At 68.6% G+C, this 25092-nt stretch carries 26 protein-coding genes; 16 read left to right on the forward strand and 10 right to left on the reverse strand.

From position 1 onward, the window contains the following. The first annotated feature begins 7 nt into the window (after window positions 1–7). From rpsE to truA, 13 genes are all read left to right on the forward strand, one after another. Window positions 8–613: a 30S ribosomal protein S5 gene (rpsE, locus tag OHB00_RS30795; protein ID WP_003992370.1), complete on the forward strand. Its 606-nt coding sequence runs from the start codon at window positions 8–10 to the stop codon at window positions 611–613. Next, window positions 613–795 carry a 50S ribosomal protein L30 gene (gene rpmD, locus OHB00_RS30800; RefSeq protein WP_003974250.1) on the forward strand — a complete coding sequence of 61 codons (183 nt, stop codon included), beginning with the start codon at window positions 613–615 and terminating at the stop codon, window positions 793–795. Before rpsE ends, rpmD begins: the two co-directional genes overlap by 1 nt. A gap of 2 nt (window positions 796–797) precedes the next feature. Beyond that, a complete protein-coding gene (rplO, locus tag OHB00_RS30805; protein WP_030233862.1) occupies window positions 798–1253 on the forward strand; it encodes a 50S ribosomal protein L15 in 456 nt (151 codons plus the stop codon). Window positions 1254–1439: 186 nt separating this feature from the next. Further along, window positions 1440–2753, forward strand: coding sequence for a preprotein translocase subunit SecY (gene secY, locus OHB00_RS30810; RefSeq protein ID WP_406439505.1), 1314 nt, complete (start codon window positions 1440–1442; stop codon window positions 2751–2753). Beyond that, complete coding sequence (locus OHB00_RS30815; protein ID WP_406439507.1) at window positions 2753–3418, forward strand: adenylate kinase; 666 nt, start codon at window positions 2753–2755, stop codon at window positions 3416–3418. The genes secY and OHB00_RS30815 overlap by 1 nt, the downstream gene beginning before the upstream one ends. A 117-nt stretch (window positions 3419–3535) precedes the next feature. Beyond that, a complete protein-coding gene (gene map / locus OHB00_RS30820; protein WP_406439509.1) occupies window positions 3536–4372 on the forward strand; it encodes a type I methionyl aminopeptidase in 837 nt (278 codons plus the stop codon). 260 nt (window positions 4373–4632) lie between these two features. Continuing rightward, complete coding sequence (infA, locus tag OHB00_RS30825) at window positions 4633–4854, forward strand: translation initiation factor IF-1 (RefSeq protein WP_003948620.1); 222 nt, start codon at window positions 4633–4635, stop codon at window positions 4852–4854. A gap of 61 nt (window positions 4855–4915) precedes the next feature. Beyond that, window positions 4916–5029 carry a 50S ribosomal protein L36 gene (gene rpmJ, locus OHB00_RS30830; protein WP_003998809.1) on the forward strand — a complete coding sequence of 38 codons (114 nt, stop codon included), beginning with the start codon at window positions 4916–4918 and terminating at the stop codon, window positions 5027–5029. 189 nt (window positions 5030–5218) lie between these two features. Continuing rightward, on the forward strand, window positions 5219–5599 hold the full coding sequence (rpsM, locus tag OHB00_RS30835; protein WP_031167100.1) for a 30S ribosomal protein S13: 381 nt from the start codon (window positions 5219–5221) through the stop codon (window positions 5597–5599). 70 nt (window positions 5600–5669) lie between these two features. Then, window positions 5670–6074, forward strand: a complete 405-nt coding sequence (rpsK, locus tag OHB00_RS30840) for a 30S ribosomal protein S11 (protein ID WP_003956432.1) — start codon at window positions 5670–5672, stop codon at window positions 6072–6074. Between the two features lie 144 nt (window positions 6075–6218). Then, entirely contained in the window at window positions 6219–7241 is a 1023-nt protein-coding gene (locus OHB00_RS30845) for a DNA-directed RNA polymerase subunit alpha (protein WP_003966937.1), read from the forward strand. Window positions 7242–7447: 206 nt separating this feature from the next. Continuing rightward, window positions 7448–7972, forward strand: a complete 525-nt coding sequence (rplQ, locus tag OHB00_RS30850; protein ID WP_406439511.1) for a 50S ribosomal protein L17 — start codon at window positions 7448–7450, stop codon at window positions 7970–7972. Window positions 7973–8097: 125 nt separating this feature from the next. Beyond that, window positions 8098–8943 (forward strand): tRNA pseudouridine(38-40) synthase TruA, encoded by an 846-nt coding sequence (gene truA, locus OHB00_RS30855; RefSeq protein WP_406439513.1) that lies wholly within the window; start codon window positions 8098–8100, stop codon window positions 8941–8943. Window positions 8944–8947: 4 nt separating this feature from the next. Here truA and OHB00_RS30860 read toward each other — a convergent pair whose 3' ends face one another. The 7 genes from OHB00_RS30860 to OHB00_RS30890 all read right to left on the reverse strand — a co-directional run bounded on the left by OHB00_RS30860 (window position 8948) and on the right by OHB00_RS30890 (window position 19578). Continuing rightward, window positions 8948–10975, reverse strand: a complete 2028-nt coding sequence (locus OHB00_RS30860; protein ID WP_406439514.1) for an acyltransferase family protein — start codon at window positions 10973–10975, stop codon at window positions 8948–8950. Window positions 10976–11013: 38 nt separating this feature from the next. Further along, on the reverse strand, window positions 11014–12111 hold the full coding sequence (locus OHB00_RS30865; protein WP_406439516.1) for a sugar phosphate nucleotidyltransferase: 1098 nt from the start codon (window positions 12109–12111) through the stop codon (window positions 11014–11016). 14 nt (window positions 12112–12125) lie between these two features. Beyond that, window positions 12126–13352 carry a glycoside hydrolase family 113 gene (locus OHB00_RS30870; RefSeq protein WP_406439518.1) on the reverse strand — a complete coding sequence of 409 codons (1227 nt, stop codon included), beginning with the start codon at window positions 13350–13352 and terminating at the stop codon, window positions 12126–12128. 21 nt (window positions 13353–13373) lie between these two features. Further along, entirely contained in the window at window positions 13374–14825 is a 1452-nt protein-coding gene (locus OHB00_RS30875) for a glycosyltransferase family 2 protein (RefSeq protein WP_406439520.1), read from the reverse strand. 263 nt (window positions 14826–15088) lie between these two features. Continuing rightward, complete coding sequence (locus tag OHB00_RS30880; RefSeq protein ID WP_406439522.1) at window positions 15089–16471, reverse strand: glycoside hydrolase family 26 protein; 1383 nt, start codon at window positions 16469–16471, stop codon at window positions 15089–15091. A gap of 151 nt (window positions 16472–16622) precedes the next feature. Beyond that, window positions 16623–18614 carry a glycosyl hydrolase family 28-related protein gene (locus OHB00_RS30885; RefSeq protein WP_406439524.1) on the reverse strand — a complete coding sequence of 664 codons (1992 nt, stop codon included), beginning with the start codon at window positions 18612–18614 and terminating at the stop codon, window positions 16623–16625. Between the two features lie 85 nt (window positions 18615–18699). Then, entirely contained in the window at window positions 18700–19578 is an 879-nt protein-coding gene (locus tag OHB00_RS30890) for a hypothetical protein (protein WP_406439526.1), read from the reverse strand. A 366-nt stretch (window positions 19579–19944) separates the two neighbouring features. Here OHB00_RS30890 and rplM point away from each other — a divergent pair, with 366 nt between their 5' ends. The 3 genes from rplM to glmM all read left to right on the forward strand — a co-directional run bounded on the left by rplM (window position 19945) and on the right by glmM (window position 22482). Further along, window positions 19945–20388, forward strand: a complete 444-nt coding sequence (gene rplM / locus OHB00_RS30895) for a 50S ribosomal protein L13 (protein ID WP_123974783.1) — start codon at window positions 19945–19947, stop codon at window positions 20386–20388. 42 nt (window positions 20389–20430) lie between these two features. Continuing rightward, window positions 20431–20943 (forward strand): 30S ribosomal protein S9, encoded by a 513-nt coding sequence (rpsI, locus tag OHB00_RS30900; RefSeq protein ID WP_406439528.1) that lies wholly within the window; start codon window positions 20431–20433, stop codon window positions 20941–20943. 180 nt (window positions 20944–21123) lie between these two features. Further along, window positions 21124–22482: a phosphoglucosamine mutase gene (gene glmM, locus OHB00_RS30905; protein WP_406439530.1), complete on the forward strand. Its 1359-nt coding sequence runs from the start codon at window positions 21124–21126 to the stop codon at window positions 22480–22482. 84 nt (window positions 22483–22566) lie between these two features. Here the strand turns inward: glmM and OHB00_RS30910 are convergent, their stop codons facing one another. Genes OHB00_RS30910 through OHB00_RS30920 form a run of 3 tightly spaced genes read right to left on the reverse strand, consistent with a single transcriptional unit; the run spans window position 22567 to window position 24967 of the window. Further along, window positions 22567–23517: a DUF389 domain-containing protein gene (locus OHB00_RS30910; RefSeq protein WP_406439532.1), complete on the reverse strand. Its 951-nt coding sequence runs from the start codon at window positions 23515–23517 to the stop codon at window positions 22567–22569. A 25-nt stretch (window positions 23518–23542) separates the two neighbouring features. Next, window positions 23543–24532 (reverse strand): type I pantothenate kinase, encoded by a 990-nt coding sequence (gene coaA, locus OHB00_RS30915; protein WP_406439534.1) that lies wholly within the window; start codon window positions 24530–24532, stop codon window positions 23543–23545. 45 nt (window positions 24533–24577) lie between these two features. Further along, on the reverse strand, window positions 24578–24967 hold the full coding sequence (locus tag OHB00_RS30920; protein WP_406439536.1) for a hypothetical protein: 390 nt from the start codon (window positions 24965–24967) through the stop codon (window positions 24578–24580). Window positions 24968–25092: the final 125 nt, after the last annotated feature.

Below are 25092 nucleotides of genomic sequence, written 5' to 3' on the forward strand. Positions count from 1 at the left end.
TAATCCAATGGCTGGACCCCAGCGCCGCGGTGGCGGTGCCGGTGGCGGCGAGCGGCGGGACCGGAAGGGCCGTGACGGCGGCGCTGCTGCCGCCGAGAAGACCGCGTACGTTGAGCGCGTTGTCGCGATCAACCGCGTCGCCAAGGTTGTGAAGGGTGGTCGTCGCTTCAGCTTCACCGCGCTGGTCGTGGTGGGCGACGGTGACGGCACCGTGGGTGTCGGTTACGGCAAGGCCAAGGAGGTGCCGGCCGCCATCGCCAAGGGCGTTGAGGAGGCCAAGAAGCACTTCTTCAAGGTCCCGCGTATCCAGGGCACCATCCCGCACCCGATCCAGGGTGAGAAGGCTGCCGGCGTCGTTCTCCTCAAGCCGGCTTCGCCGGGTACCGGTGTTATCGCCGGTGGTCCCGTGCGTGCCGTCCTGGAGTGCGCCGGTATCCACGACGTGCTGTCGAAGTCGCTCGGCTCCGACAACGCGATCAACATCGTGCACGCGACCGTGGCGGCCCTGAAGGGCCTGCAGCGTCCCGAGGAGATCGCGGCCCGCCGCGGTCTGCCCCTTGAGGACGTCGCCCCCGCGGCCCTGCTGCGTGCGCGTGCCGGGGCGGGTGCGTGATGGCTCAGCTCAAGATCACGCAGGTCAAGTCCTACATCGGCAGCAAGCAGAACCACCGTGACACCCTGCGTTCCCTTGGTCTCAAGGGCATCAACACGCAGGTCGTCAAGGAGGACCGCCCCGAGTTCCGCGGCATGGTGCACACCGTCCGCCACCTCGTGACGGTCGAGGAGGTCGACTGATCATGGCGGAGCAGAACCCGCTCAAGATCCACAACCTCCGTCCGGCCCCCGGCGCCAAGACCGCCAAGACCCGTGTCGGTCGTGGTGAGGCGTCGAAGGGTAAGACGGCCGGTCGTGGTACCAAGGGTACGAAGGCCCGTTACCAGGTTCCGGAGCGCTTCGAGGGTGGCCAGATGCCCCTCCACATGCGTCTTCCGAAGCTGAAGGGCTTCAAGAACCCGTTCAAGACCGAGTACCAGGTCGTGAACCTCGACAAGCTGGCCGCGCTGTACCCGGAGGGTGGCGAGGTCACCGTCGAGGGCCTGGTGGCCAAGGGTGCCGTTCGCAAGAACGCGCTGGTCAAGGTCCTCGGCCAGGGTGAGGTCTCCGTGGCGCTGCAGGTGACGGTCGACGCCGTCTCCGGCTCCGCCAAGGAGAAGATCACCGCCGCCGGCGGCACCGTCACCGAGCTCGTCTGATTTTTTCGGACGTCTCGATGACGTAAGCAATCCCGACCGGGGATACCTCACAATGAGGTATCCCCGGTTGGTCGTTCCTAGGGGGGCAGTGCGGCCGGTAAGGTGGCCAGCACTGTTCTTTTCTCATTCGTCGAACCTCAAGACCGTCACCCTTGACGCAGTTGCGCGGGGGTCGCAGGAGGCACCGTGCTCACCGCGTTCGCCCGGGCGTTCAGGACGCCCGACCTGCGCAAGAAGCTGCTCTTCACGCTCGGCATCATCGTGGTGTACCGGGTCGGTACCCACATCCCGATCCCCGGCGTCAACTACAAAGCCGTCCAGACGTGTGTCAGCGAGGCGTCCGGCAACCAGGGCCTGTTCGGTCTGGTGAACATGTTCAGCGGCGGCGCGCTGCTGCAGATCACGGTCTTCGCGCTCGGCATCATGCCGTACATCACCGCCAGCATCATCCTTCAGCTGCTGACCGTGGTCATCCCGCGTCTGGAAGCCCTGAAGAAGGAGGGCCAGGCGGGTACGGCGAAGATCACGCAGTACACCCGGTACCTGACGGTGGCGCTCGCCATCCTGCAGGGCACCGGCCTGGTGGCCACCGCCCGCAGCGGCGCCCTGTTCTCCGGCTGCACGGTCGCCTCCAGCATCGTCCCGGACCAGGCGATCTTCACGACCATCACCATGGTCATCTGCATGACCGCCGGCACGGCCGTGGTCATGTGGCTCGGTGAGCTGATCACCGACCGCGGCATCGGCAACGGCATGTCGATCCTGATGTTCATCTCGATCGCCGCGACCTTCCCGTCGGCGCTGTGGACCATCAAGAAGCAGGGGACCCTGGCCGACGGCTGGATCGAGTTCGGCTCGGTCATCGCGGTGGGTCTGGTCATGGTCGCGCTGGTGGTCTTCGTCGAGCAGGCTCAGCGCCGCATTCCGGTGCAGTACGCGAAGCGCATGATCGGCCGCCGTTCCTACGGTGGTACCTCGACGTACATCCCGCTCAAGGTGAACCAGGCCGGTGTGATTCCGGTCATCTTCGCCTCCTCGCTGCTCTACATTCCGGCGCTCGTGGCGCAGTTCGCCGGCGGCAACTCGGGCTGGAAGGAGTGGGTCACCCAGAACCTGACCAAGGGTGACCACCCGATTTACATCGTTTCGTACTTCTTGCTCATCGTTTTCTTCGCGTTCTTCTACGTCGCTATTTCCTTCAACCCCGAGGAAGTAGCCGACAACATGAAGAAGTATGGTGGCTTCATCCCGGGCATCCGGGCTGGCCGACCGACCGCTGAGTACCTGTCGTACGTGCTCAACCGGATCACCTGGCCGGGTTCGCTGTATCTGGGGCTGATCGCTCTCGTGCCGACGATGGCGTTGGTGGGCTTTGGGGCAAGCAACAACTTCCCGTTCGGTGGCACCAGCATCCTGATCATCGTGGGTGTCGGCCTCGAAACGGTGAAGCAGATCGAGAGCCAGCTCCAGCAGCGCAATTACGAAGGGTTCCTCCGCTGATGCGAATCGTCCTCGTCGGGCCGCCTGGCGCCGGTAAGGGAACGCAAGCCGTTCGCCTTGCCAAGGAGCTGCAGATCCCGCACATCTCCACGGGCGACCTGTTCCGCGCCAACATCAGCCAGGAGACGGAGCTCGGGAAACTCGCGAAGTCCTACATGGACGCCGGCAACCTGGTCCCCGACGAGGTCACCATCGCCATGGCCAAGGACCGCATGGAGCAGCAGGACGCCGTGAACGGCTTCCTGCTGGACGGTTTCCCGCGCAACGTCTCGCAGGCCGAGGCGCTCGACGAACTGCTGAAGGCCGAGAAGATCAAGCTGGACGCCGTGCTCGACCTCGAAGTCCCCGAGGAAGAGGTCGTCAAGCGGATCGCCGGGCGCCGCCTGTGCCGCAACAAGGCGGAGCACGTCTTCCACGTGACGTACAGCCCGCCGAAGGCGGAGGGCGTCTGCGACCTGTGCGGCGGCGAGCTCTACCAGCGCGACGACGACTCCGAGGACACCGTCCGCACGCGGCTTGAGGTCTACCACACGCAGACCGAGCCGATCATCGACTACTACAAGGCGCAGGGCCTGGTCGCGACGATCTCCGCCCTGGGGCCGGTGGACGAGGTCACCAAGCGCGCGCTGGACGCGCTCAAGCGTGACGAGGGCGACGAGAAGTAGTCCCTCGGCGGTTCCGGCCGCGGTGCCCCCAGGGGTGCCGCGGCCGTACTGTTGTGTTCGTGTTCGGCTGACGCCGACGTTGACGTTGTCGCGAGTGATGGAGAGCGCAGGCCACCCATGGTGCAGATCAAGACCCCCGAGCAGATCGCCAGGATGCGGGCGGCGGGCCTGGTCGTGGCGGCGATCCACGCGGCCACCCGCGAGGCGGCGGTCCCCGGCGCCAGCACCAAGGACCTGGACGAGGTGGCCCGCAAGGTCCTCGCGGAGCACGGCGCCAAGCCGAACTTCCTCGGCTACGGCGGCTTCCCCGCCACCATCTGCACGTCCGTCAACGAGGTGGTCGTCCATGGCATCCCCTCGGAGGATGTCGTGCTCAAGGACGGCGACATCATCTCCATCGACTGCGGCGCGATCGTCGACGGCTGGCACGGCGACGCGGCCTACACCGCCTTCGTGGGCTCCGGTCACGCCCCGGAGCTGATCGAGCTCTCCCGGGTCACCGAGGAGTCGATGTGGGCCGGTATCGCGGCGATGAAGCAGGGCAACCGCCTGGTCGACGTCTCCCGGGCGATCGAGACGTACATCCGCCGGCAGCCGAAGCCGGGCGGCGGCAAGTACGGGATCATCGAGGACTACGGCGGCCACGGCATCGGCACCGAGATGCACATGGACCCGCACCTGCTGAACTATGTCGACCGGCGGCGGGGCAAGGGGCCGAAGCTGGTGCCCGGGTTCTGCCTGGCCATCGAGCCGATGGTGTCGCTGGGGACGCCCCGCACCGAAGTCCTGTCGGACGACTGGACCGTGATCACCACGGACGGTACGTGGTCGTCGCACTGGGAGCACAGCGTCGCGCTGACCGAGGAGGGTCCGCTGGTGCTGACGTCTCCTGACGGGGGCAGGGCGAAGCTGGCGGAGCACGGCATCGTTGCCGCTCCGGATCCGTTGGGCTGAGTGCGCCTTCCGGGCTGCCGCCTTGTGTCGTCGGGCGGCCGCCGGTGCGTGGGGGCTGCTCGCGCAGTTCCCCGCGCCCCTGAGGGGGCGCTCCGGTCCCGTCCGCTTAATGATCTGTCTTCCTGGGCAGGCTTTCTCGATTCGTCTTTCCGGGTGCGCTGACGTAGACTGACTCGTCGGCTCTCGTGCATCCGCATGTCCGCATGCGCTCGTAGCGATGTGAGTGAGTCGATCAAGGTAGTCGATTCGAAGGGCGAAGCGTGGCCAAGAAGCAAGGTGCCATCGAGATCGAGGGCACTGTCGTCGAGTCTCTTCCGAACGCCATGTTCAAGGTCGAGCTCCAGAACGGCCACCAGGTCCTGGCACACATCAGCGGCAAGATGCGTATGCACTACATCCGCATCCTCCCTGACGACCGGGTCGTGGTGGAGCTGTCTCCGTACGACCTGACGCGTGGCCGGATCGTCTACCGCTACAAGTAGATCTTGCCCACGTCCCGCGCGAGCGGGGCCGCCGGCAACTGACCCGGAGAACCTCAATCCCATGAAGGTCAAGCCGAGCGTCAAGAAGATCTGCGACAAGTGCAGGGTGATCCGCCGTCACGGTCGGGTCATGGTCATCTGCGAGAACCCGCGCCACAAGCAGCGCCAGGGCTGACGCACGACCGATCCCTCTGCATCCATCGCAGAGATTCGCGCGACGCAAGCTGAATTGTTCATACGCAGAATCCAGGCGCTGTGCTGCCTGACACCCCCGGTTCGGAGGCCGGGGACCCAGTTCGTACCTGATACGGCGGCTGGGAACCGGTTCTGCGGAAGACCTCCGACGATCACCAGGAGCCATTGAATGGCACGCGTTTCCGGTGTTGACATCCCGCGCGAAAAGCGCGTGGAGGTCGCCCTCACCTACGTGTTCGGCATCGGCCGGACACTCTCCCAGCAGACGCTGGCCGAGACCGGCATCGACCCGAACACCCGCGTTCGCGACCTGACCGAAGAGCAGCTGGTCGCCATCCGCGAGTACGTCGACAACAACATCAAGACCGAGGGTGACCTCCGTCGCGAGATCCAGGCCGACATCCGCCGCAAGGTCGAGATCGGCTGCTACCAGGGTCTGCGTCACCGCCGTGGGCTGCCCGTCCGGGGTCAGCGCACCAGCACCAACGCCCGCACCCGCAAGGGCCCGCGTCGCGCCATCGCCGGCAAGAAGAAGCCGGGCAAGAAGTAGTCCTCAGCGGACAACGCTTCATCAGCGGTCTTCGCTGTAGGACCGACCACCTCCCCGTAGGAGTTACTAGATGCCCCCCAAGGGTCGTCAGGGCGCTGCCAAGAAGGTGCGCCGCAAGGAAAAGAAGAACGTCGCTCACGGCCACGCGCACATCAAGAGCACGTTCAACAACACGATCGTCTCGATCACGGACCCGTCCGGCAACGTGATCTCCTGGGCCTCCGCCGGCCACGTCGGCTTCAAGGGCTCCCGGAAGTCCACGCCGTTCGCCGCGCAGATGGCGGCCGAGTCGGCTGCCCGCCGCGCCCAGGAGCACGGCATGCGCAAGGTCGACGTGTTCGTGAAGGGCCCGGGTTCCGGTCGCGAGACCGCGATCCGCTCCCTGCAGGCCACGGGTCTTGAGGTCGGCTCCATCCAGGACGTCACCCCGACCCCGCACAACGGCTGCCGTCCGCCGAAGCGCCGTCGCGTCTGACCTCGCTTCGCAGGGCTGCTCGGGCGGTACGGCTCCGTAAGGGTCGTGCCGCCCGTACCCTTGCAGTACCCCGGGCCTTTCACGGGCGCGGTTCCGTCGGGCGTCAAATAGCGGGCGTCCACGAAAGAAGGATCTGATCCACACATGCTGATCGCTCAGCGTCCCTCGTTGACCGAAGAGGTCGTCGACGAGTTCCGCTCCCGGTTCGTGATCGAACCGCTGGAGCCGGGCTTCGGCTACACCCTCGGCAACTCGCTCCGCCGTACCCTCCTGTCCTCGATCCCCGGCGCGGCTGTCACGTCGATCCGGATCGACGGCGTCCTGCACGAGTTCACCACCGTGCCGGGCGTCAAGGAGGACGTCACCGACCTGATCCTCAACATCAAGCAGCTGGTCGTCTCCTCGGAGCACGACGAGCCGGTGGTGATGTACCTGCGCAAGCAGGGCCCGGGTCTGGTCACCGCCGCCGACATCGCGCCGCCGGCCGGTGTCGAGGTGCACAACCCCGACCTCGTCCTCGCCACGCTCAACGGCAAGGGCAAGCTGGAGATGGAGCTGACGGTCGAGCGTGGCCGCGGTTACGTCTCCGCCGTGCAGAACAAGCAGGTGGGCCAGGAGATCGGCCGTATCCCGGTCGACTCCATCTACTCGCCGGTGCTCAAGGTCACGTACAAGGTCGAGGCGACCCGTGTCGAGCAGCGCACCGACTTCGACAAGCTGATCGTCGACGTCGAGACCAAGCAGGCCATGCGTCCGCGTGACGCCATGGCGTCGGCCGGCAAGACCCTGGTCGAGCTGTTCGGTCTGGCGCGTGAGCTCAACATCGACGCCGAGGGCATCGACATGGGCCCGTCCCCCACGGACGCCGCCCTGGCCGCCGACCTCGCGCTGCCGATCGAGGAGCTGGAGCTCACCGTCCGTTCCTACAACTGCCTCAAGCGCGAGGGCATCCACTCCGTGGGTGAGCTCGTTGCGCGTTCCGAGGCGGACCTCCTGGACATCCGCAACTTCGGTGCGAAGTCCATCGACGAGGTCAAGGCGAAGCTGGCCGGCATGGGCCTGGCCCTCAAGGACAGCCCGCCCGGATTCGACCCCACCGCTGCGGCTGACGCCTTCGGGGCCGATGACGACGCGGACGCCGGGTTCGTGGAGACCGAGCAGTACTAAGAGCTCGGGCCTTCCGGTCCGTACTCGGGTGCGGGTGCGCTGTGGCTTGTCGCGCCCACGCGACGGAGTCGCATATCGACACCGCCCCGCGCCCCTTCCGAGCAGGACCCTTCGGGGCTCTGCTCGGATCTCCGACGGGCGACCGCCCGCTCGGATACTGACTCCGGTACCTGACACGGCCGGGGCAGACACACAGGAGAAGAACCATGCCGAAGCCCACCAAGGGTGCCCGTCTGGGCGGCAGTGCCGCGCACGAGAAGCTGCTCCTCGCGAACCTCGCGAAGTCGCTCTTCGAGCACGGCCGTATCACCACCACCGAGGCGAAGGCCCGCCGCCTGCGCCCGTACGCCGAGCGTCTGGTCACCAAGGCGAAGAAGGGCGACCTTCACAACCGCCGTCAGGTGCTCCAGGTCATCACGGACAAGAGCATCGTGCACACGCTCTTCACCGAGATCGGCCCGCGGTACGAGAACCGTCCCGGTGGCTACACCCGCATCACCAAGATCGGTAACCGTCGTGGCGACAACGCGCCCATGGCTGTCATCGAGCTGGTCGAGGCGCTGACGGTCGCCCAGCAGGCGACGGGTGAGGCCGAGGCCGCCACCAAGCGTGCCGCCAAGGACGCCGAGGAGACCAAGGCTGCCGAGACCGTCGAGGTCGAGGACGCCAAGGTCGACGTGACCAAGGCCGACGAGGCCGAGGACGCTGCCGAGGAGTCGAAGGAGGCGTAAGCCGTCCTTTGGCTGCCGGTCCGTTGTGGTGGTCGCGCAGTTCCCCGCGCCCCTTCGGGGGCGCGTCAGTGGGCCCGTTCCTATTCAGGGACGGGCCCGCTTTCTTGCCCTGAGAGGATTCTCCTGTGAGTGACGAAGTTCAGCCCGGCCGCGTACGGGTCCGTCTCGACCTGTCCTACGACGGCACCCACTTTCACGGCTGGGCCAAGCAGGCCGGTGGGAAGCGGACCGTGCAGGGGGAGATCGAGGACGCGCTGCGGATCGTCACGCGGTCCCAGGGCACGACGTACGAGCTGACCGTGGCCGGGCGGACGGATGCCGGGGTGCACGCGCGGGGGCAGGTGGCACATGTCGACCTGCCGGCCGGGGTGTGGGAGGAACAGCGGGAGAAGCTGCTGAAGCGGCTCGCGGGGCGGCTGCCGAAGGACGTGCGGGTGTGGGCGGTCGGCGAGGCGCCGACGGGGTTCAACGCGCGGTTCGCGGCGCTGTGGCGGCGGTACGTGTACCGGGTGGGGGACCGGCCGGGAGGCGTGGACCCGCTGCTGCGCAACCATGTGCTGTGGCACGACTGGGAGCTGGACGTCGATGTCATGGACGCCGCCGCGAAGTCCCTGGTCGGGGAGCACGACTTCGCCGCGTACGCGAAGAAGCGCGAGGGTGCGACGACGATCCGGGAGATCCTCGGCTTCGGGGTGAGCCGGCGCGCCGACGGGGTCGTCGAGATCGAGGTCCGGGCCGACGCCTTCTGCCACAACCAGGTGCGGTCGATGGTCGGCGCGCTGCTCTTCGTGGGGGACGGGCACCGGGGGGTGGAGTGGCCGCGGAAGGTGCTGGACGCGGGGGTGCGGGACAGCGCCGTGCATGTCGTACGGCCGCACGGGCTGACCCTGGAGGAGGTCGCGTACCCGGCGCCCGACCAGCTGCTGGAACGGCAGCGGCAGGCACGCCGGGTACGGGTGCGGACGGTCTGAGGGGTCAGCCGGCCAGGGCCTTCTTGACGGTCGGCTTGAGGAAGGGCGCCAGCGACTTGGCGTAGCTGCCCGTCATGTGGCTGTTGTCGAAGTAGACGATCTGGTCGGCGATCACTGTCGGGCACACGTTGTTCGCGCAGAACGCGGGCAGTGAGTCGATGACCGTGGCGCCGTGGCGTTGCGCCACCTTCTGCTCGACGACGCGGAAGTCGGGGTACTCGACGGCCGTCTTCTCGTCGGGACTGCAGGCGGTGACGTCGTGGATGTGGGTGGCGAGGCAGTCCGGGACGTTCCGGCCGGGCTGCGGAGTGTCGGTGATGTAGACGAGCTTCGCGCCGGAGGCCTCGAACTTCTTGAACGCCGTCTCGGCGCCGGCCTCGGTCACCTCGCGCCGGATGCGGCTGGTGACGACGATGACGTCCGGCTTGAGGTCCGCGATGGTCCTGAACGCCGATTCCCGCCAGCTGTCGCACTCGGAGTACTCGCGGTTCAGCTCGGGGTTCTTGATGGCGTAGACCTCGGGGGAGCAACCGCCCTTCGCCATGGTCACCACCTTGGTGTGCAGGGACTGCCCGAGCTCGTTGAAGGCGTCACCCCACTGCCAGGCGTGTGAGTCGCCGATGACGACGAGGGTGCGCTTGCCCGTCTTGTCGCCGATGACGCAGTTGTCGCGCATGACGAACTTCTCGACGTCGGTGTTGTCGATGCAGCCGTAGTGGGTCGTGTCCTTGGGGGCGGTCGCCAGCGCGTTGAGCGCGGTGGCCGACAGCTCGTCCTGGCTCACGGCGCTCTTCACCGACGCCTCGCCGGCATACCCGGTGGCGCCCCCGTTCACGGCGGCGGCCGAGGTGGCGAGGTTGAGCGGGATGAACAGGGCGCAGGCCGTGGCCGCGGCGGCGCTCGCGGTGGCCGTGCCGCCGGCGAAGATGCCCTTCCAGGGGGTCGCCACCAGCTGCGGGTTGTTCCGGAACCGGGCCTCCACGACGTAGTACATGAGGACGGCCAGGATGAAGGACAGCGACAGCACGCGGAAGCGGTCCGAGTAGGTGATGTCCCGTCCCACGACGTCGGGCCAGAGGACCAGGATCGGCCAGTGCCACAGGTACCAGCCGTAGCTCACGTTGCCGACGTAGTCGGTGACCGGGTTGTGCAGGATCCGCTCCACGCCGAGGCTGGGGTTGGCGCACCCGCCGGCGATGATCATGCAGGCGCCCAGCACGGGACCGGCCACCGCGTAGCCCGGCAGCGGGGTCTCCTTGGTGATGAGGAGCGCGGTGCCGATGGTGGTCACCAGGCCCAGCCAGGAGATGACGGCGGCCACGCCCCGGTTCATGCGGGAGAGCAGCGGGGCGCCCAGGGCCAGCAGGATGCCGGAGGCGAGTTCCCAGATACGGGTCTGGGTGCCGAAGTAGGCGAGGGGCTGGTTCTCGGCGGTCTGCTTGACCGACAGGTACAGCGACCCGGCGATCACGGCGGCCAGGAAGAGCGCCAGCAGGGCGCGATTGCGGAAGATCCTGCGGGACAGCCAGACCACGGCGACGAGGACGATCGGGGCGGCCACATAGAACTGCTCCTCGATGCCCAGCGACCAGAAGTGCTGGTACGGGGACTGCGTCCCGTCGTTCGCGAAGTAGTCCGTGCCGGTCTCGACGAGGCGCCAGTTCATGAAGCTGAGCGCCGCGCTGAGACCGTCCTTCATGGTCTCGCGGAACCTGAGCGGGCTGGCGTAGAGCCAGGCCACGGCCGCCGTGGTGATGACGACGACGGCCATGCCCGGGGCCAGTCGCCGCATCCGGCGCGCCCAGAACTTGCTCAGCGACACCTTGCCGGTCTTGTCGATCTCCGCGAGGAGCTGGCTGCCGATGAGGAAGCCGCTCAGCACGAAGCTGACGTCCACGCCGCCGTGGATGTCGAGCAGGCCGACGTGCATCGTGACCACCATCATGATGGCTACGGCACGCAGGCCCTGGATGTCCGGCCGGTACTTGCGCAGACGTTCCCTCTGCGTGGCCGGTGAGCGATGGCGGGTCAACGGTTCTCCAGTAACTGTGTCCGGTCGGACCGGCGGCTTCAGTGGGCCGTCAGGCAGGCGGCAGCCGTACCGCTGACGCGCACCCCTTGGCTGGGAATGCGGATGCCGCACGACAACCGCAGCTGGGCGGGCAGCTCGTTCTCGGCGCCGACGTGCGCGTGGCAGCCCACGACGACCTCGCGGAGAACCGACTCGTCGCCGATCGAGGAGTCGTGGTCGACCACGGACTCGTGGATCCGGGCGCCCTCGGCCACGGTGACGTGCGCGCCGATGATGGAGCGGTCGACGACCACGCGCGGGCCGATGACCGCGTGCGGGCCGATCGTCGAGCCGCCCCTGACGCGGGCGCTCGGGTGCACGCTGGCCGTGGGATGGATCAGCGCTTCGGCCGGCGGCCCCACCAGAGGCGAGGTCGCCCGGCCGGTGACCAGGTCGGCCGACCCCTGGACGAAGGCCAGCGGGGTGCCGAGGTCGCGCCAGTAGTCGTCCGTGGTGTGGCCGAAGACCCGTCCGCCGTCCGCGACGAGCCGGGGGAAGGTCTCCTGTTCGACGGAGACCTCCCGGTCGCCCGGGACGGCGTCCAGGACGGACCGGCGGAAGACGTAGCAGCCGGCGTTGATCTGGTCGGTGACGCACTCCTCCTGGGTCTTGGGCTTCTCCAGGAAGGACAGCACCCGGCCGGACCCGTCGGTGGGCACCAGGCCGAAGGCGCGGGGGTCGGCGACGCGGGTGAGGTGCAGCGTCACGTCCGCCTCGTTGGCCTCGTGGTACGCGAGGACGTCGCGCAGGTCCACGCCGGACAGGATGTCGCCGTTGAGGACGAGCACCGGCGCGTCGGCCGGGCCGCGCAGCAGCCGTCCGGCGTTGCGGATCGCGCCGCCCGTGCCGAGCGGGACCTCCTCGACGGCGTAGGAGATGTCCAGGTCCCGGGAGAAGCCCCGGAACTCCTCCTCGAAGAGGCCGGCCAGGTAGGACGTGGCGAACACCAGGTGCTCGACACCGGCGTCCATCAGCTTGGCCACCTGGTGGCGGATGAAGGAGGAGCCCGCGACGCCGAGCAGCGGCTTCGGGGTGTGGTTGGTCAGTGGGCGCAGGCGGGTTCCCTTGCCGCCCACCAGAATGATGGCTTCCTGCATGAGTGCCTCGCTGGTCAGCTAGCGGTCGTGGTTCCGGGGCCTGCGTAGTCCGAGGTGAAGCAGGTCTTGATCGCCTTCTCGGACTGGGGGCGGCCGGCGAAGTCGAGCCGGGAGGCGACCTTGTCGTCGGGCTTGGTGTCGGGGTCGTCGTCGAAGTAGATCGACCACCAGTAGACGCCGCTCATCTTCCGTTCCTGGACGACCTTGCAGACGGCGGTGTACCAGTTGGCCTGCACCTCGGTGTTGACGGCCCGCTTGGTGTAGAAGTCGCCCGGGGCGTGGTAGGCGCCGTTCATGGCGCCGATGCCGGCCTCGGCGACGGTGATCTTGGGGAGGGGGCCGGTGGCCTTGCGGTCCAGCCACTTGTCCCAGCCGTCGACCAGGTCCTGCACCGAGGCGTCGTCGTCGACCTTGACCGGGAAGTAGGCGTCGATGCCGAGATGGGTGACCGGCATGGTGATCGGGCCCTCGACGTAGTTGTCCCAGTTCGCGTCGTAGGCGACCTCGCCGCTGAACACCTTCTCGGCGTCGTCCACGACGGTCTCCCAGTGCGGGTCGCCCTCCAGGGAGTTCAGCTCGGTGCCGATGACGAAGGTGGCGGCCTTCTCGCTCTCGGCCGCCTTCAGGTACGGGGTGACGAACTTCTCGTACGAGGCGAACCAGGCGCTGCGGTCGGCGGGCTTGATGCTGCCGCGCCAGCCCTTCTCGGCCTTCAGGGAGTGCTCGTCCATCAGCGGCCGGATGGTGGTGCGCAGCCCGGCCTCGTGGAAGATCTCCAGGACGCGGGCGAGCCGGTCGGGGGTCGGGGTCTTGCCGCCCCGGCTGACGGCCGTCGAGGCGAGCTTCCCGGTGAAGAACGGGAAGGAGACGCTGACGGAGTTCGCGTGCAGACCGACCAGATAGTTCGCGTGGAGCCGGGCCTGCTTCTCGATGTAGCCGAGAGAATGCTTGGGGTTGTCCTCCCAGTAGAGCTGGGCGCCCCACTGCGGCATGCCCTTCTTCCACTCCTTGTCCACCCTGGCGACCTCGGTGGTCGGCGAGGGTGCGGCGGAGGTGTCGCCTTCTGCGCCCTTGGAGCCCGTCCCGCGGTTCTGTTCCCTGCCGTCGAGCACCAGGTGGGGCACGAGCGAGCCGGACGACCACTGCAGCGGGTGGTCGCCGACCACGAAGGGAGCCGCGACCACGAGGGAGATGACGGTGACGGGGAGCACGGCGAGCAGGGGCAGGCGTGCGCGCTTCATGAGTGTGACGTCTCTTCCGGGTCAGGCGGGCTTGGCGATGACGACGAACTTGTTCTCCTCGCGGCGGACGAACTTCCACAGGCCCTTGATGCCGCCGATCCCCTCGATGAGGGAGAAGTAGGGCAGCAGGACGAGGACGGCGAGGGGTTCCCACCACTTGCGTCGGCCGTTGACGGAGGCGATCGCGTTGAGCCGCAGTCCTTCCCAGTACGCCCAGATCACATAGGCGAAGCTGATCGACCAGAGCAGGACGACGGACTGGGTCACGGGAGAGGTGTTCATGTCGCCGATGAACCAGGCGACGAACAGGATCGTGCCGACGTGCTGCAGCGGCCCGAGGATCCAGCTGGTCACGCAGATGGTCAGGAACCAGCGGTAGCGCAGCGGGACCTTGCGGTTGAAGCAGAGGGCGACCAGGCCCCAGGCCCAGCGCTCGCGCTGCTTGATGAAGTCCTGGGTGTTGGCGGGGGAGGCGCCGTAGCAGCGGCCGTTGAACCAGTCGCTGCGGCCGGGGTAGATGCGGCAGAAGGTCAGGGCCAGCCGGGCGTCCTCGACGATCTCCTTGGGGCCGAAGTCCCAGCCGATCTCCGCCTCGATGGAGGCGCGGATGACGAGCAGCTCGCCGTGCACGCCGGCGGCCGGGGTGCCGAGGCCGGTGAAGGCGCGGAACCGGGCGATGTCGTCGGCGGGGCGGATGGCGTCGGCGAACCAGGTGAGCAGGGAGACCGCGTTCTCGCGCGGGTAGGTCAGGATGCCCTGCGCCATGTGCTTGACCTCTTCGGGGGTCGCGCGGCGCTGCCGGTTGATGAACTGGGCGAGGGAGGCCGAGGTGTCGGGGCCGACGCCGGTGTCGTCGTCCATGTGCAGCACCCACACGTGGTCGAGGGCCTCGCCCTCCTCGATGCGCAGCTCGTGGGCGTAGTTGTTGGCGCGGGCCTTGAAGCGGGTGCCGTTCTTGGTCTGGTACGCCTTCGGAACGGTGACCACGCGGATCAGGTGGCTGGTCGCGGCCAGCGCGTCGATCCGCTCGGCGGCCTCGCAGCCCTCCTCGGTGAGCACGTCCACGCGCATGTACGGGAACCACTCCGGCAGGTGCTCCACGTAGGAGAGGACGGAGCGCTCCAGGGCCGGATAGGTGTCGTGGCGCCCGATCGTCGGCACCAGCACGATCATGAAGTCCTGCTCGACCAGGGCCGGCGGGGTCATCAGATGGGACTTGCGGATCCGGCGGCGGATGAGCACGAAGCCCTGGATCGAGACGAGCACCCCGGGCACCGGCAGCGCCCAGCAGACGGTGATCAGCCAGGCCAGCGGCGAGTCGCTGGGCGTGTAGGACCACAGGCTGAAGAGAGTCAGGAACACCAGCGGGATGAGGAACGGCAGGAGTCCCGGTTTCCACTCAGCGGTGCGCTTGGCCAGCTTCGCGGTATGCCGCGAATGCGGGTTTCCCCCGTCGACCACTGTCGATGCCATACGGCTACATGCTCTTCCGTGAGATCGGCGGCCGCCGGGGGGCATGGCTCGGTGACGGGTGCGGTTGACACGAGAAACCTCGTCTCATCCGCCCCGTTCCGGGCTGTGATGGTGCCCCCCGGCGCCTTCTTCGGCGTTCTGCGGCCGGCTCAGATGCCCCCCCGGGCGACCTGCGCCCCGGCCATAGCAAGAAGTCAAATCCTGCCACGTAAGAATCAGCTATGAAACCTTGGTGAGCAAGATGTAGTGGGAACGTAATCAACCTATGGGTTGTGCAACGTGGTCCAGGTGAAGCCTGTGTGGCCGTCGCCAGGGCCCGTGATGACCCGTGAAGACGAATATGTGGCTTTCACGTCTTCTGTGGTGTTCTTGCCGGTCGGGCCGGAGACATTGGCGTATGTCAGCGACTGTCCCCATACGGTCCAGAGCACCCAGGGGGTGTCGGAAAGTGTTCGCCGCTGAGCGGAGCCGAGCGGAACGTAGAAGGACTCGGCCATGACGCGGGGCCGGTCGTAGCGTTCCAGGCTCCGGTACCAGACGCCGGTCCAGGGCCGGCCCCGGAACGGCCGCCGTGGGGTGTCGCTGTAGTCGTCCACGCCGACGACGTCGACGTACCGCCCGCCCGGGTAGTAGTCACCGGGTTCCCGGGCGAAGGTGCCCTCCCAGGCGCTGGGCGCCCATACGAAGATCAGGTTGTGCAGGCCGCGGCTGCCCACGAGGTAGTCGTGTGTGACATGCCACAGCTTCCGGTAGGCGGCCGGATCCTGCCCCGCCCACCAGAACCCGTGCCCCGGCCTGGCGTTCATCTCGTGGTACGGCCGCAGCAGGACCGGAACCCCGCGCTCCGCGAGGTACCGCAGATGGTCGGCGAGATAGCCGAGGTCCAGGAGCAGGGCCTGATGCTCGGCGGTGCCCGGGCTGACCACCCGGCCGAACCAGCCGCTGTCCCGCGCCGCGGGGGAGTTCTGGTAGCGGGTCTGCTCGAAGCCCTTGACGGTGCTGCCCGGGTACGGCTGGTGGAAGGAGAAACCGACGATGCCCGCCGGTCCGCCCCCGTTCTGCGGCAGGCTCACCCGGGTTCCGGAGGCGCAGTCGAGGTGCGTGCCCGAGGGGTGGTACGACCCGTCCGCCGGCCGCGGCAGCCCCGCCCACACCCCGAGCGCCAGGTCCACCGCGTCCTCGGCGTACCCCCAGTACGTGCGGCAGGTCGGCCACGAGGAGCGGGAGTACGAGCGCGGCTCGCCCACCGCCCAGCCCGGCTGCCCGTATCCGGGCCCCAGGTCCAGCTCCACGAACCCCGGGAACCTGCCGGTGATGTCGTGGGCCTTCTTGTAGTAGTAGCCGGGCTGCTTGGTGCCCCGGTAGTCGCCGTACGACGCGTTGTAACGCTCGTTGTGGAGCTCGACGTGCTGGCCGATCACCGTCCGGGACGGCTCGCCGCGCCGCGCCCGGTTCTCCAGGCCGGCGAGCAGGGCGTAGACCCGGCGGGCGGCGGGTGTCGCAGCGGGATCACGGTTGCGTAGTTCGGTGGGGACGAGCCGGGGGGGCCGTGCGGTGTCCTCGGCGTCCCGCCAGGCCCACCACACCGCCGGCGGACCCAGCAGCCCGGCGGCACCCGCCCCTATGAGCGCAACCCGTCCCCGCATGCGCATGACCCCCGCCCGCCCCCGTTCCTCTTCCCGACGGGCCCCCGGCCCTGGTCGGGGGCCATTCTGCCCCGCCCCGGGCCGGGGGGCGGCACGCGCTTCCCGCACCGGGCACCATCGGCCGCGTCCCCCACCTCGCAGGGCGGTACGGCTAGGCGGGCTCGACGATGAGCCAGGCGACGGTCGAGGTGTCGCCTGCCACGCCCTTGACGGTGAAGGACGTGCCGGCAGTGCGTCCCGCGACGTAGGCCACGCCCGCCGGGGTGCCGCCGGGTGCCTGCACCGTGAGGAAGATGCGGCTCGACGCGGTCACCGCCGTCGTGGTCACCGTCACCGCCGTCGCGCCGTTGAGCGTCAGGGTGCCCATCTTCGCGTTGGTGCCCTCCTTGACCCTGAGACCCTTGCCGGCCAGGCCCGCCACGAGGTCCGAGTCGGTGCTGCCCACCTGTGCCGCCGCCAGCCGTCCCCAGCTGGTGTCCCGGCCCGTCGAGCCGCCGGGGCCGAAGGTCTGGGTGCCGTTCACCTCGATGGCGAACCGGTTGACCGAGTCGCCGCTCACCCCGGCCTGGAAGACCCGCGAGGAGGTGTCCGCGCTGGTCACCGCATATCCCTGACCGGCCGGCCGGGCCTGGACGAGGCTGATGCCCGGGCTCGCCGAGGCGTTCACGACGACACCCGGGGTGGTGAACGTGACGCGGCCGGAGCTGCGGCGGACACTGATCGGCGTGTCCAGGGCCGTACCGTCGTCGGCGTACCGGACGAGGACGAAGTCCGAGCCGTCGTCCGCGCCCGACTCCGTCGCGTCCGTGGTCCGCAGGGCCCACCGGCGGTTCTTGCCGCGGGACCAGAACTGCACGTCACGGTTGGTGCCGGCGGCCCCGGAGAGCATGTGGACATCGGACTTGTCCCACGTGATGCCCGAGGCGTCCTGGACGCCCGCGGTCACACCGCTGTGGCGTACGACCGCCACGCCGACGTCGTTGAAGGCGGCCGTCGTGCCGACGTACTCACCGCCGACCACCGAGACCACGCTCGCGGTGTTCAGGGCAGACGTCGTGATGCCGTACGACGGTGACTGGTCACCTGTGTTGTCGTCGTCACGGCCGGTCGTGGTGGAGCAGGCGGTGAGGACCACGCCCTCCGCCGAGGTGCCGGTGACGCTGAAGCCCGAGTAGCCGGTGCCGGACTTGCCGTCGCGCTTGGCCAGGCAGCCTACGAACTGGATGAAACGGCCGCCGGCCGAGGTGGCGACGTGGAAGCCGTCCTGGCCGCTGCGGTCGGTGTTGCAACCGACGACGACCATCGAGTAATTGATGCCGGTGATGCGGTAGCCGTGCTGGGCGTTCCATTCGGAGCGGCAGTCGACCATGGTCACGGCGTTGGGGTTGAGGATGTCGTAGCCGTGGCCCTTGTTGCCCTGGGAGTAGCACTGGAAGAGGTCGGCGTCGACCAGGCCGCCGCCGGTGCCCGCCGCGTCGCCGAAGGTGAAGCCGTGGCCGTCGTTGTCGACGCAGTGCACCTGGTTGAGCTGGAAGCCGGCCGCGTTCTGGGCGTTCAGGCCATGGCCGGTGCAGCGCCAGACCGTCACCTTGTCCATGCCGACGTCCTTGACGCCCGGGTTGATCCGGACGCCGTCGATCGCGGCACCGGTGGCGTCCTTCTGGTCGCGGCCGTCCAGGGCGAGGCCGTGGAGGCGGGGGCCGCCGCGGTAGGCGGAGCCGGTGTAGTCGCCGTTCACCGGGGCCGGGTCGATGACGATCAGGGCCTCGCCGGTGAAGTTGCCGATGCCGGGCCGGAGGAAGGAGTCGGCCATGTCGGTGCGCACCGGGAAGTGGGGGTTCCAGTCGCCGCGCAGGGTCACGCCCAGCGAGAGCCTGAGGGGTGCGGCGATGCGGTACTTGCCGGGCGGGAAGTAGACCGTGCCGCCCTGGCCGGCCGCGTCGATGGCCTTCTGGATGGCCGGCTGGTCGTCGGTGGAGTCGTCGCCGAGAGCGCCGTACGCGGTGTCCCGCACGTTCAGCCAGCCCGCGCCGGTGCCGGAGGCGGCCGCCGCCGGGGCCGCGGCGGCGACCGTGGTGGCCAGGGCCGTGCCGCCGAGACCGGCCGCGCCGGCGAGCAGTCTGCGTCTGGACGTGTCCGTCATGAGTCCCCCCAAGGGCTCGGCGACCGGCGATGTCCTTGATCGCCGGTCAGGTACGGGGGAGACTCTCACGCGCCGCGCGGACGGATCACCGGTTGGCCGCCGCCGAGGCCTGGGCCTCGCCGCGGCGACGGATCTGGCGGAAGGTGAACTCCGCCAGGTCGTCACCGGTCTGGAAGACCTTGGTGTCCTTGGTGGTGACGTCCTTGCCGTTGAGGAAGCCCGCGGTGGTGAAGTAGGCGTAGCGGCCGTACGAGTTCGTCGTCGTACGGCAGACGCCGGAGTCGCAGAAGGCCTTCGCGCCGGAGCCGGCCAGGGTGCTGACGAAGCCCTTCTTGTCGGCCTCGGTCTTGGCCTTGCTCGCCTGCGCCTCGGTGTCGAAGACGGCCACGCCGACCGTGACCGCGACGCCGTCCCTGAAGTAGGTGACCCGCAGCAGGCGGGTGCAGTCGTTCTTGGTGAGGACGGCCGGGAGGGTGCCCTTGGCGGCCGTGGCGCAGTTCTTGGTGTCGGCCGTGGCGCCCTTCTTGTAGACCGCCTCGCCCATGGTCAGCTGGGTGCCCGGGAAGAGGGTCTCGGCGCTCAGCGGCGCCGTGTCCTTCTTCACGTTGCCTATGAAGTCCTCCGGGTCCAGCGGCGGCGGCGCGCTGGTCGGCTCGAAGGACGGCACCGAGCCGGCCGAGTCGCTGGGCAGCGAGGCGCTCGCGGGCAGGTTGGTGGGCGTGCCGGAGGCGTTGTCGTCGCCGTTGGCGGACACCACGGCCATGGCCACAGCGGTGCCGATCGCCAGCGTGGCGACCACGCCGCCGCCGATGAACAGCACTCTGCGCCGCTTGTTACGTGTTTCCGACGCCTCGGCGAGCGACGCCCAGTCCGGCGTCTGGCCGGTACCGCTGCTCCAGGGCTGCTGAGACTGCGGTTTCCACGGATCCCACTGGGACTGAGGTCCCCCCTGCCCATAACTCATGGGGCGCATCTTAGACGGGGGCCGGGCGGTACCGGTGCGACTGTACGAACGGGAACAGGGGACCTTTGGGGGCAGGACGGCGCATCCCGGTACGGCGGCGCGCCCCGGGTTTCCGCCAATGCCGTGGCGGGCGCGGCGCGATCCCGGCGGGAGCTCGTTTTGACCCGTCAGGGGCCATCCTTGTACGCTTGCTCTTCGTTGTGTATTGGCTTGCTCATTCTCACGGGACGGGCCCTTACACCGGTCCACCGGGCCGATGACCAGCAACCCCACGTACGCGGTATGCGTCGCCGCAGTGGCTCAGGCTGTCGTGATCGTTTCGGTGACCTGTTCAGGACCATTCACTCGAAGCGAAGGCTACGAACCGTGCGTACGTACAGCCCCAAGCCCGGCGATGTGACGCGCCAGTGGCACGTCATCGACGCCCAGGACATCGTCCTGGGCCGTCTCGCCACCACTGCGGCGTCCCTCCTGCGGGGCAAGCACAAGCCGATCTACGCCCCTCACGTCGACACCGGTGACTTCGTCATCATCATCAACGCCGACAAGGTGCACCTGTCCGGCAACAAGCGGACCCAGAAGATGGCGTACCGCCACTCCGGCTACCCGGGTGGTCTGCGCTCCGTCCGCTACGACGAGCTGCTGGACAAGAACCCCGAGAAGGCCATCGAGAAGGCCGTCAAGGGCATGCTCCCCAAGAACACCCTGGGCCGTCAGATGCTCTCCAAGCTGAAGGTCTACCGAGGCGAGAACCACCCGCACGCTGCGCAGCAGCCGGTTCCGTTCGAGATCACCCAGGTCGCGCAGTAAGTCCGGCCACCCCCTAAGACTGAAGAGAATCTGAGGAGCATCGTGGCCGAGACCACTGCCGAGCAGCCGCTCGAAGAGATTGACATCGACAGCTACACCACGGAGTCGGACGTCCCCGTCGAGGGCGAGTACACCTCCGAGTCCCTCGCGTCCCGTTTCGGCGACCCGCAGCCGGCCGCCGGCCTGGGCCGTCGCAAGAACGCCATCGCCCGCGTCCGGATCGTCCCGGGCACCGGCAAGTGGAAGATCAACGGCCGCACCCTTGAGGACTACTTCCCCAACAAGGTGCACCAGCAGGAAGTCAACGAGCCCTTCAAGGTGCTGGAGCTCGAAGGCCGTTACGACGTCATCGCCCGTATCGCGGGTGGCGGCGTCTCCGGTCAGGCCGGTGCGCTCCGTCTCGGTGTCGCCCGCGCGCTGAACGAGGCCGACGTCGACAACAACCGCGGCCCGCTCAAGAAGGCCGGCTTCCTCAAGCGCGACGACCGTGCGGTCGAGCGCAAGAAGGCCGGTCTGAAGAAGGCCCGCAAGGCCCCGCAGTACAGCAAGCGCTAATCACCAGCTGCCTGCACGTACTCCGAACGCCCCGGCGGCACGCCACATGTGCCGTCGGGGCGTTCGTTTATCCCAGCCAAGGGCGTATAACGACACAAGACGCTCAAAGGCTGGTGTGATCGCATGACTAAGCGCCTGCCATCATTTCCTGGCAGCAAGGACGCTTCTTCAGGAGGACAAGTGGGACGACTCTTCGGCACGGACGGCGTGCGCGGTGTCGCCAACGCGGGCCTGACCGCCGAGATGGCGCTCGGGCTGTCCGTCGCGGCAGCGCACGTGCTGGCCGAGGCGGGCACGTTCGAGGGCCACCGGCCGACGGCGGTCGTCGGACGGGACCCGCGCGCGTCCGGGGAGTTCCTGGAGGCGGCCGTGGTCGCGGGCCTGGCCAGCGCCGGTGTCGACGTCCTGACCGTGGGGGTCCTGCCGACGCCGGCCGTCGCGTTCCTGACCGGCGCGCTCGGCGCCGACCTCGGTGTCATGCTCTCCGCCAGCCACAACGCCATGCCCGACAACGGCATCAAGTTCCTCGCCCGCGGCGGTCACAAGCTCGACGACGAGCTGGAGGAGCGGATCGAGGCGGTGTACGAGTCCCACCGGCACGGCGAGCCCTGGGAGCGGCCCACCGGTGCGGGCGTCGGCCGGGTCCGGTCCTACGGCGAGGGCTCCGAGCAGTACGTCACCCATCTCCTCGGCGTGCTCCCGAACCGGCTCGACGGGCTGAAGATCGTCCTGGACGAAGCGCACGGCGCGGCCGCGGGGGTCTCGCCGGAGGCGTTCCGCCGGGCCGGCGCCGAGATCGTCACCATCGGCGCGGAGCCGGACGGGCTCAACATCAACGACGGCTGCGGGTCGACCCACCTCGGCCCGCTGAAGGCCGCGGTCGTCGAGCACGGGGCCGACTTCGGCATCGCGCACGACGGCGACGCGGACCGCTGCCTGGCCGTCGACCACACCGGCGAGGAGGTCGACGGCGATCAGATCATGGCCGTACTCGCCCTCGCCATGCGGGCGCGGGGCGCGCTGCGCGCCGACACCGTCGTCGCCACCGTCATGTCCAACCTCGGCTTCAAGCTGGCGCTGGAGCGGGAGGGGCTGCACCTCGTGCAGACCGCGGTCGGCGACCGGTATGTGCTGGAGGAGATGAAGGAGCACGGGTACGCCCTCGGCGGCGAGCAGTCCGGCCACGTCATCATCCTCGACCACGCCACGACCGGTGACGGCACGCTCACCGGGCTGCTGCTGGCGGCGCGGGTCGCCGGGACCGGGCGGTCGCTGCGGGAGCTGGCGGGCGTGATGGAGCGGCTGCCGCAGGTGCTGATCAACGTGCCCGACGTCGACAGGTCCCGGGTGCGGACGTCGGGCGACCTCGCGGCGGCGGTCGCGGAGGCGGAGCGGGAACTGGGGGAGACGGGGCGGGTACTGCTTCGTCCCTCGGGGACCGAGCCGTTGGTGCGGGTGATGGTCGAGGCGGCCGACATCGAGCAGGCGCGGTCGGTGGCGGGGCGGCTGGCTGACGCCGTGAAATCTGCTTTGGGGTGACGCCGTTCCGGGTTCGGGGTTGCCGGGGAGGGCGCGTCGCGGGCCGCAGGCCGGTGGTGGCTTGTCGCGCCGTTCCCCGCGCTCCTAAAGGGGCGCGTTGTCGGGACGCTTCTTCCAAGTGGGCTTTTTCCAGAGCCATTTCTGGGTCATCAGCGTCAGCGTTCCCGCCAGCACGATGCCCAGCAGGTTCAGCAGCAGCTGTTCCGTCGAGCCCCATGCCTGCCGGTACTCGCTGTAGGTGAAGGCCACCGCCGCGTTCGCCGCCGCCGGGACCGTCGTCACCGAGATCGCCACGCCCACCAGGGCGCCCGATTTGGCCGACGTCAGGGAGAGTATGCCGGCGATGCCGGCCAGCACCGCGACCACGAACGAGAACGCGTCGGGCCGGTAGATGAAGTTGGTGTTCGGGCGTTCCGCCTCCAGCTGCACCTTGGTGAACAGGCCGACGCCGTCCATGAGGTAGCTGAACCCCACCGTCACCAGCATCGCCACGGCGAAGCCGACGAGGAGCGCGGTCAGGGAGCGCAGCGCCAGCCGCGGCCGGCGCTGCACCAGTGCCGTGCAGATGCCGGCCAGCGGGCCGAACTCCGGCCCCACCGCCATCGCCCCCACGATCAGGATCGCGTTGTCCAGGACGACACCGCAGGCCGCGATCATCGTGGCCAGGGTGATGAAGGCGACGTAGGTGACCGACAGCGTCGACTCCTCGTGGGTCGCCTCGGTCAGCCCCTCCCACAGCACCGCGTCGGCGCCCTCGCCCGGTGCCTCCTCCTCGGCCGCGTCCGCCCGGCGGGACAGGGACAGGTCGATGTTCTCGACGGCGATCGAACCGGTGTGGTCGAGGTCCAACGCCCGTAGCCCGCGGATGAGTTCGTCGCCGGCCTCGCGGGCGACGTCGCACGTCACGACGTCCCCGGCGGGGTCGCGGGCGACGCCCGGCAGCACGACCAGATGCGTGGTGCCCACCGTCGTCTCGATCAGGCGGACCACGTCGCCGGTCCGGTCGGCCGGCGTGATCAGGCGCAGATGCAGCATGTCGTCCTTGTAGCAGGCGGGGGTGTCACAGCTTGCGGAGCCGCAGGCGCTGCACCTTGTGGTCCGGGCCCTTGCGGACGACCAGGGTGGCCCGGCCGCGGGTCGGGGCGATGTTCTCCACCAGGTTGGGCTTGTTGATGGTCCGCCAGAGGCCACGGGCGTAGTCGACCGCCTCGTCCTCGGAGACCTGGGTGTACTTCCTGAAGTACGAGTCCGGGTTCTGGAAGGCGGTCGCGCGCAGCTTGCGGAACCGGTTGAGATACCAGCGCTCGATGTCCTCGGTGCTCGCGTCGACGTAGACGCTGAAGTCGAAGTAGTCGGCGAGTCCGACCCGGGTGCGGCCGTCCTTGCCGGGGAGGGCGGGCTGCAGGACGTTCAGTCCCTCGACGATCAGGATGTCCGGGCGGCGGACCGTGAGCCTGCGCTCCGGGACGATGTCGTAGATGAGGTGGGAGTAGACGGGGGCGGTGACCTCGTCCTTGCCGGCCTTGATGTCGGCGACGAAGCGGGTCAGGGCCCGGCGGTCGTACGACTCGGGGAAGCCCTTGCGTGACATCAGGCCGCGGGCTTCCAGCTCCTTGGTCGGGAGCAGGAAGCCGTCCGTCGTCACCAGCTCGACGTGAGGGTGCTCGGGCCAGCGGGAGAGCAGGGCCTGCAGGAGCCGGGCGACGGTGGACTTCCCGACCGCCACCGAGCCGGCGACACCTATGACGAACGGGGTGCCGGACTGGGAGCCCTGTTCGCCGAGGAAGGTGTTCAGGGCGCCTCGGAGACCGTCCGTGGCACCGACGTACAGATTGAGCAGGCGGGACAGCGGGAGATAGATGTCCCGCACCTCGTCGAGGTCGATGACGTCACCGAGGCCGCGCAGCTTCTCGACCTCCTCGGCGGTGAGTGGCAACGGCGTCTTGTCGCGCAGCGCGCTCCACTCGGAACGGGTGAGGTCGACGTAGGGAGTCACCTCCGGCCGGTGCCGGTGGGCGCTCCTGGAGATCGGGGAGACCGGAGAGATCACATTCCATTGTTAACGGAGTTTGAACGGGGCGGGGGGTGGGGTCGGTCACGTGCCCCCCTCGCTGTCGGGCACGGCTCCGGAGGCCGCACGCAGCGCGAGGCACCGGCCTGCCAGCCGCGCGAGCGACTTGGCGCGCGCGACGAAGATCTCCGGGGTGTCCATCCTGGCGGTCACCCGCGGAGGATAGATGTCGGAATCGACGTGGCCGGGAAACGTGTCGCGCAACGCGGTCAGGACGTTCGTCCGATCGGGCTCCGGCAGGTCGCCGACGAACACACAGCCCGACGCGACACCCGCGGTGAGGTCACGCCTGGCCTGGTCATCCACCACATGTCGGAGAATGAAGGCGGCCACGTCCTCGAAGAGCGCGGACGTGGCGAACCAGTCGAGGTCCTCGCCCGGTTCGCCGGACGGGAGTGACACGAGCTTTGTCATCGCTCTCTTCCCCTGTTGCGAGAGTCCGTTGCACAGGTCATGCTCCCTGTGCGGCGGCCGGTTCCCAACCCCATTCTGATTTCCGATTTCGGGCACGCTGAGCCGTGTTCGGGCGGGGTCCGGGT

Origin of the sequence: Streptomyces sp. NBC_00631, assembly GCF_045206895.1 — a bacterium.
In the GTDB taxonomy this organism is placed as follows: Bacteria; Actinomycetota; Actinomycetes; order Streptomycetales; family Streptomycetaceae; genus Streptomyces.

Excerpts from the sequence above, each read along its gene's own strand:
- OHB00_RS30890 (WP_406439526.1), bottom strand. The coding sequence starts at position 19,578 with ATGAGTTATGGGCAGGGGGGACCTCAGTCCCAGTGGGATCCGTGGAAA.
- rplO (WP_030233862.1), top strand. The coding sequence starts at position 798 with ATGGCGGAGCAGAACCCGCTCAAGATCCACAACCTCCGTCCGGCCCCC.
- rpmJ (WP_003998809.1), top strand. The coding sequence starts at position 4,916 with ATGAAGGTCAAGCCGAGCGTCAAGAAGATCTGCGACAAGTGCAGGGTG.
- OHB00_RS30875 (WP_406439520.1), bottom strand. The coding sequence starts at position 14,825 with ATGGCATCGACAGTGGTCGACGGGGGAAACCCGCATTCGCGGCATACC.
- OHB00_RS30885 (WP_406439524.1), bottom strand. The coding sequence starts at position 18,614 with ATGACGGACACGTCCAGACGCAGACTGCTCGCCGGCGCGGCCGGTCTC.
- OHB00_RS30880 (WP_406439522.1), bottom strand. The coding sequence starts at position 16,471 with ATGCGGGGACGGGTTGCGCTCATAGGGGCGGGTGCCGCCGGGCTGCTG.
- OHB00_RS30910 (WP_406439532.1), bottom strand. The coding sequence starts at position 23,517 with ATGCTGCATCTGCGCCTGATCACGCCGGCCGACCGGACCGGCGACGTG.
- rpmD (WP_003974250.1), top strand. The coding sequence starts at position 613 with ATGGCTCAGCTCAAGATCACGCAGGTCAAGTCCTACATCGGCAGCAAG.
- OHB00_RS30870 (WP_406439518.1), bottom strand. The coding sequence starts at position 13,352 with ATGAAGCGCGCACGCCTGCCCCTGCTCGCCGTGCTCCCCGTCACCGTC.
- rpsM (WP_031167100.1), top strand. The coding sequence starts at position 5,219 with ATGGCACGCGTTTCCGGTGTTGACATCCCGCGCGAAAAGCGCGTGGAG.
- rpsE (WP_003992370.1), top strand. The coding sequence starts at position 8 with ATGGCTGGACCCCAGCGCCGCGGTGGCGGTGCCGGTGGCGGCGAGCGG.
- OHB00_RS30865 (WP_406439516.1), bottom strand. The coding sequence starts at position 12,111 with ATGCAGGAAGCCATCATTCTGGTGGGCGGCAAGGGAACCCGCCTGCGC.
- rplQ (WP_406439511.1), top strand. The coding sequence starts at position 7,448 with ATGCCGAAGCCCACCAAGGGTGCCCGTCTGGGCGGCAGTGCCGCGCAC.
- OHB00_RS30920 (WP_406439536.1), bottom strand. The coding sequence starts at position 24,967 with ATGACAAAGCTCGTGTCACTCCCGTCCGGCGAACCGGGCGAGGACCTC.
- OHB00_RS30845 (WP_003966937.1), top strand. The coding sequence starts at position 6,219 with ATGCTGATCGCTCAGCGTCCCTCGTTGACCGAAGAGGTCGTCGACGAG.
- map (WP_406439509.1), top strand. The coding sequence starts at position 3,536 with ATGGTGCAGATCAAGACCCCCGAGCAGATCGCCAGGATGCGGGCGGCG.
- rpsK (WP_003956432.1), top strand. The coding sequence starts at position 5,670 with ATGCCCCCCAAGGGTCGTCAGGGCGCTGCCAAGAAGGTGCGCCGCAAG.
- OHB00_RS30815 (WP_406439507.1), top strand. The coding sequence starts at position 2,753 with ATGCGAATCGTCCTCGTCGGGCCGCCTGGCGCCGGTAAGGGAACGCAA.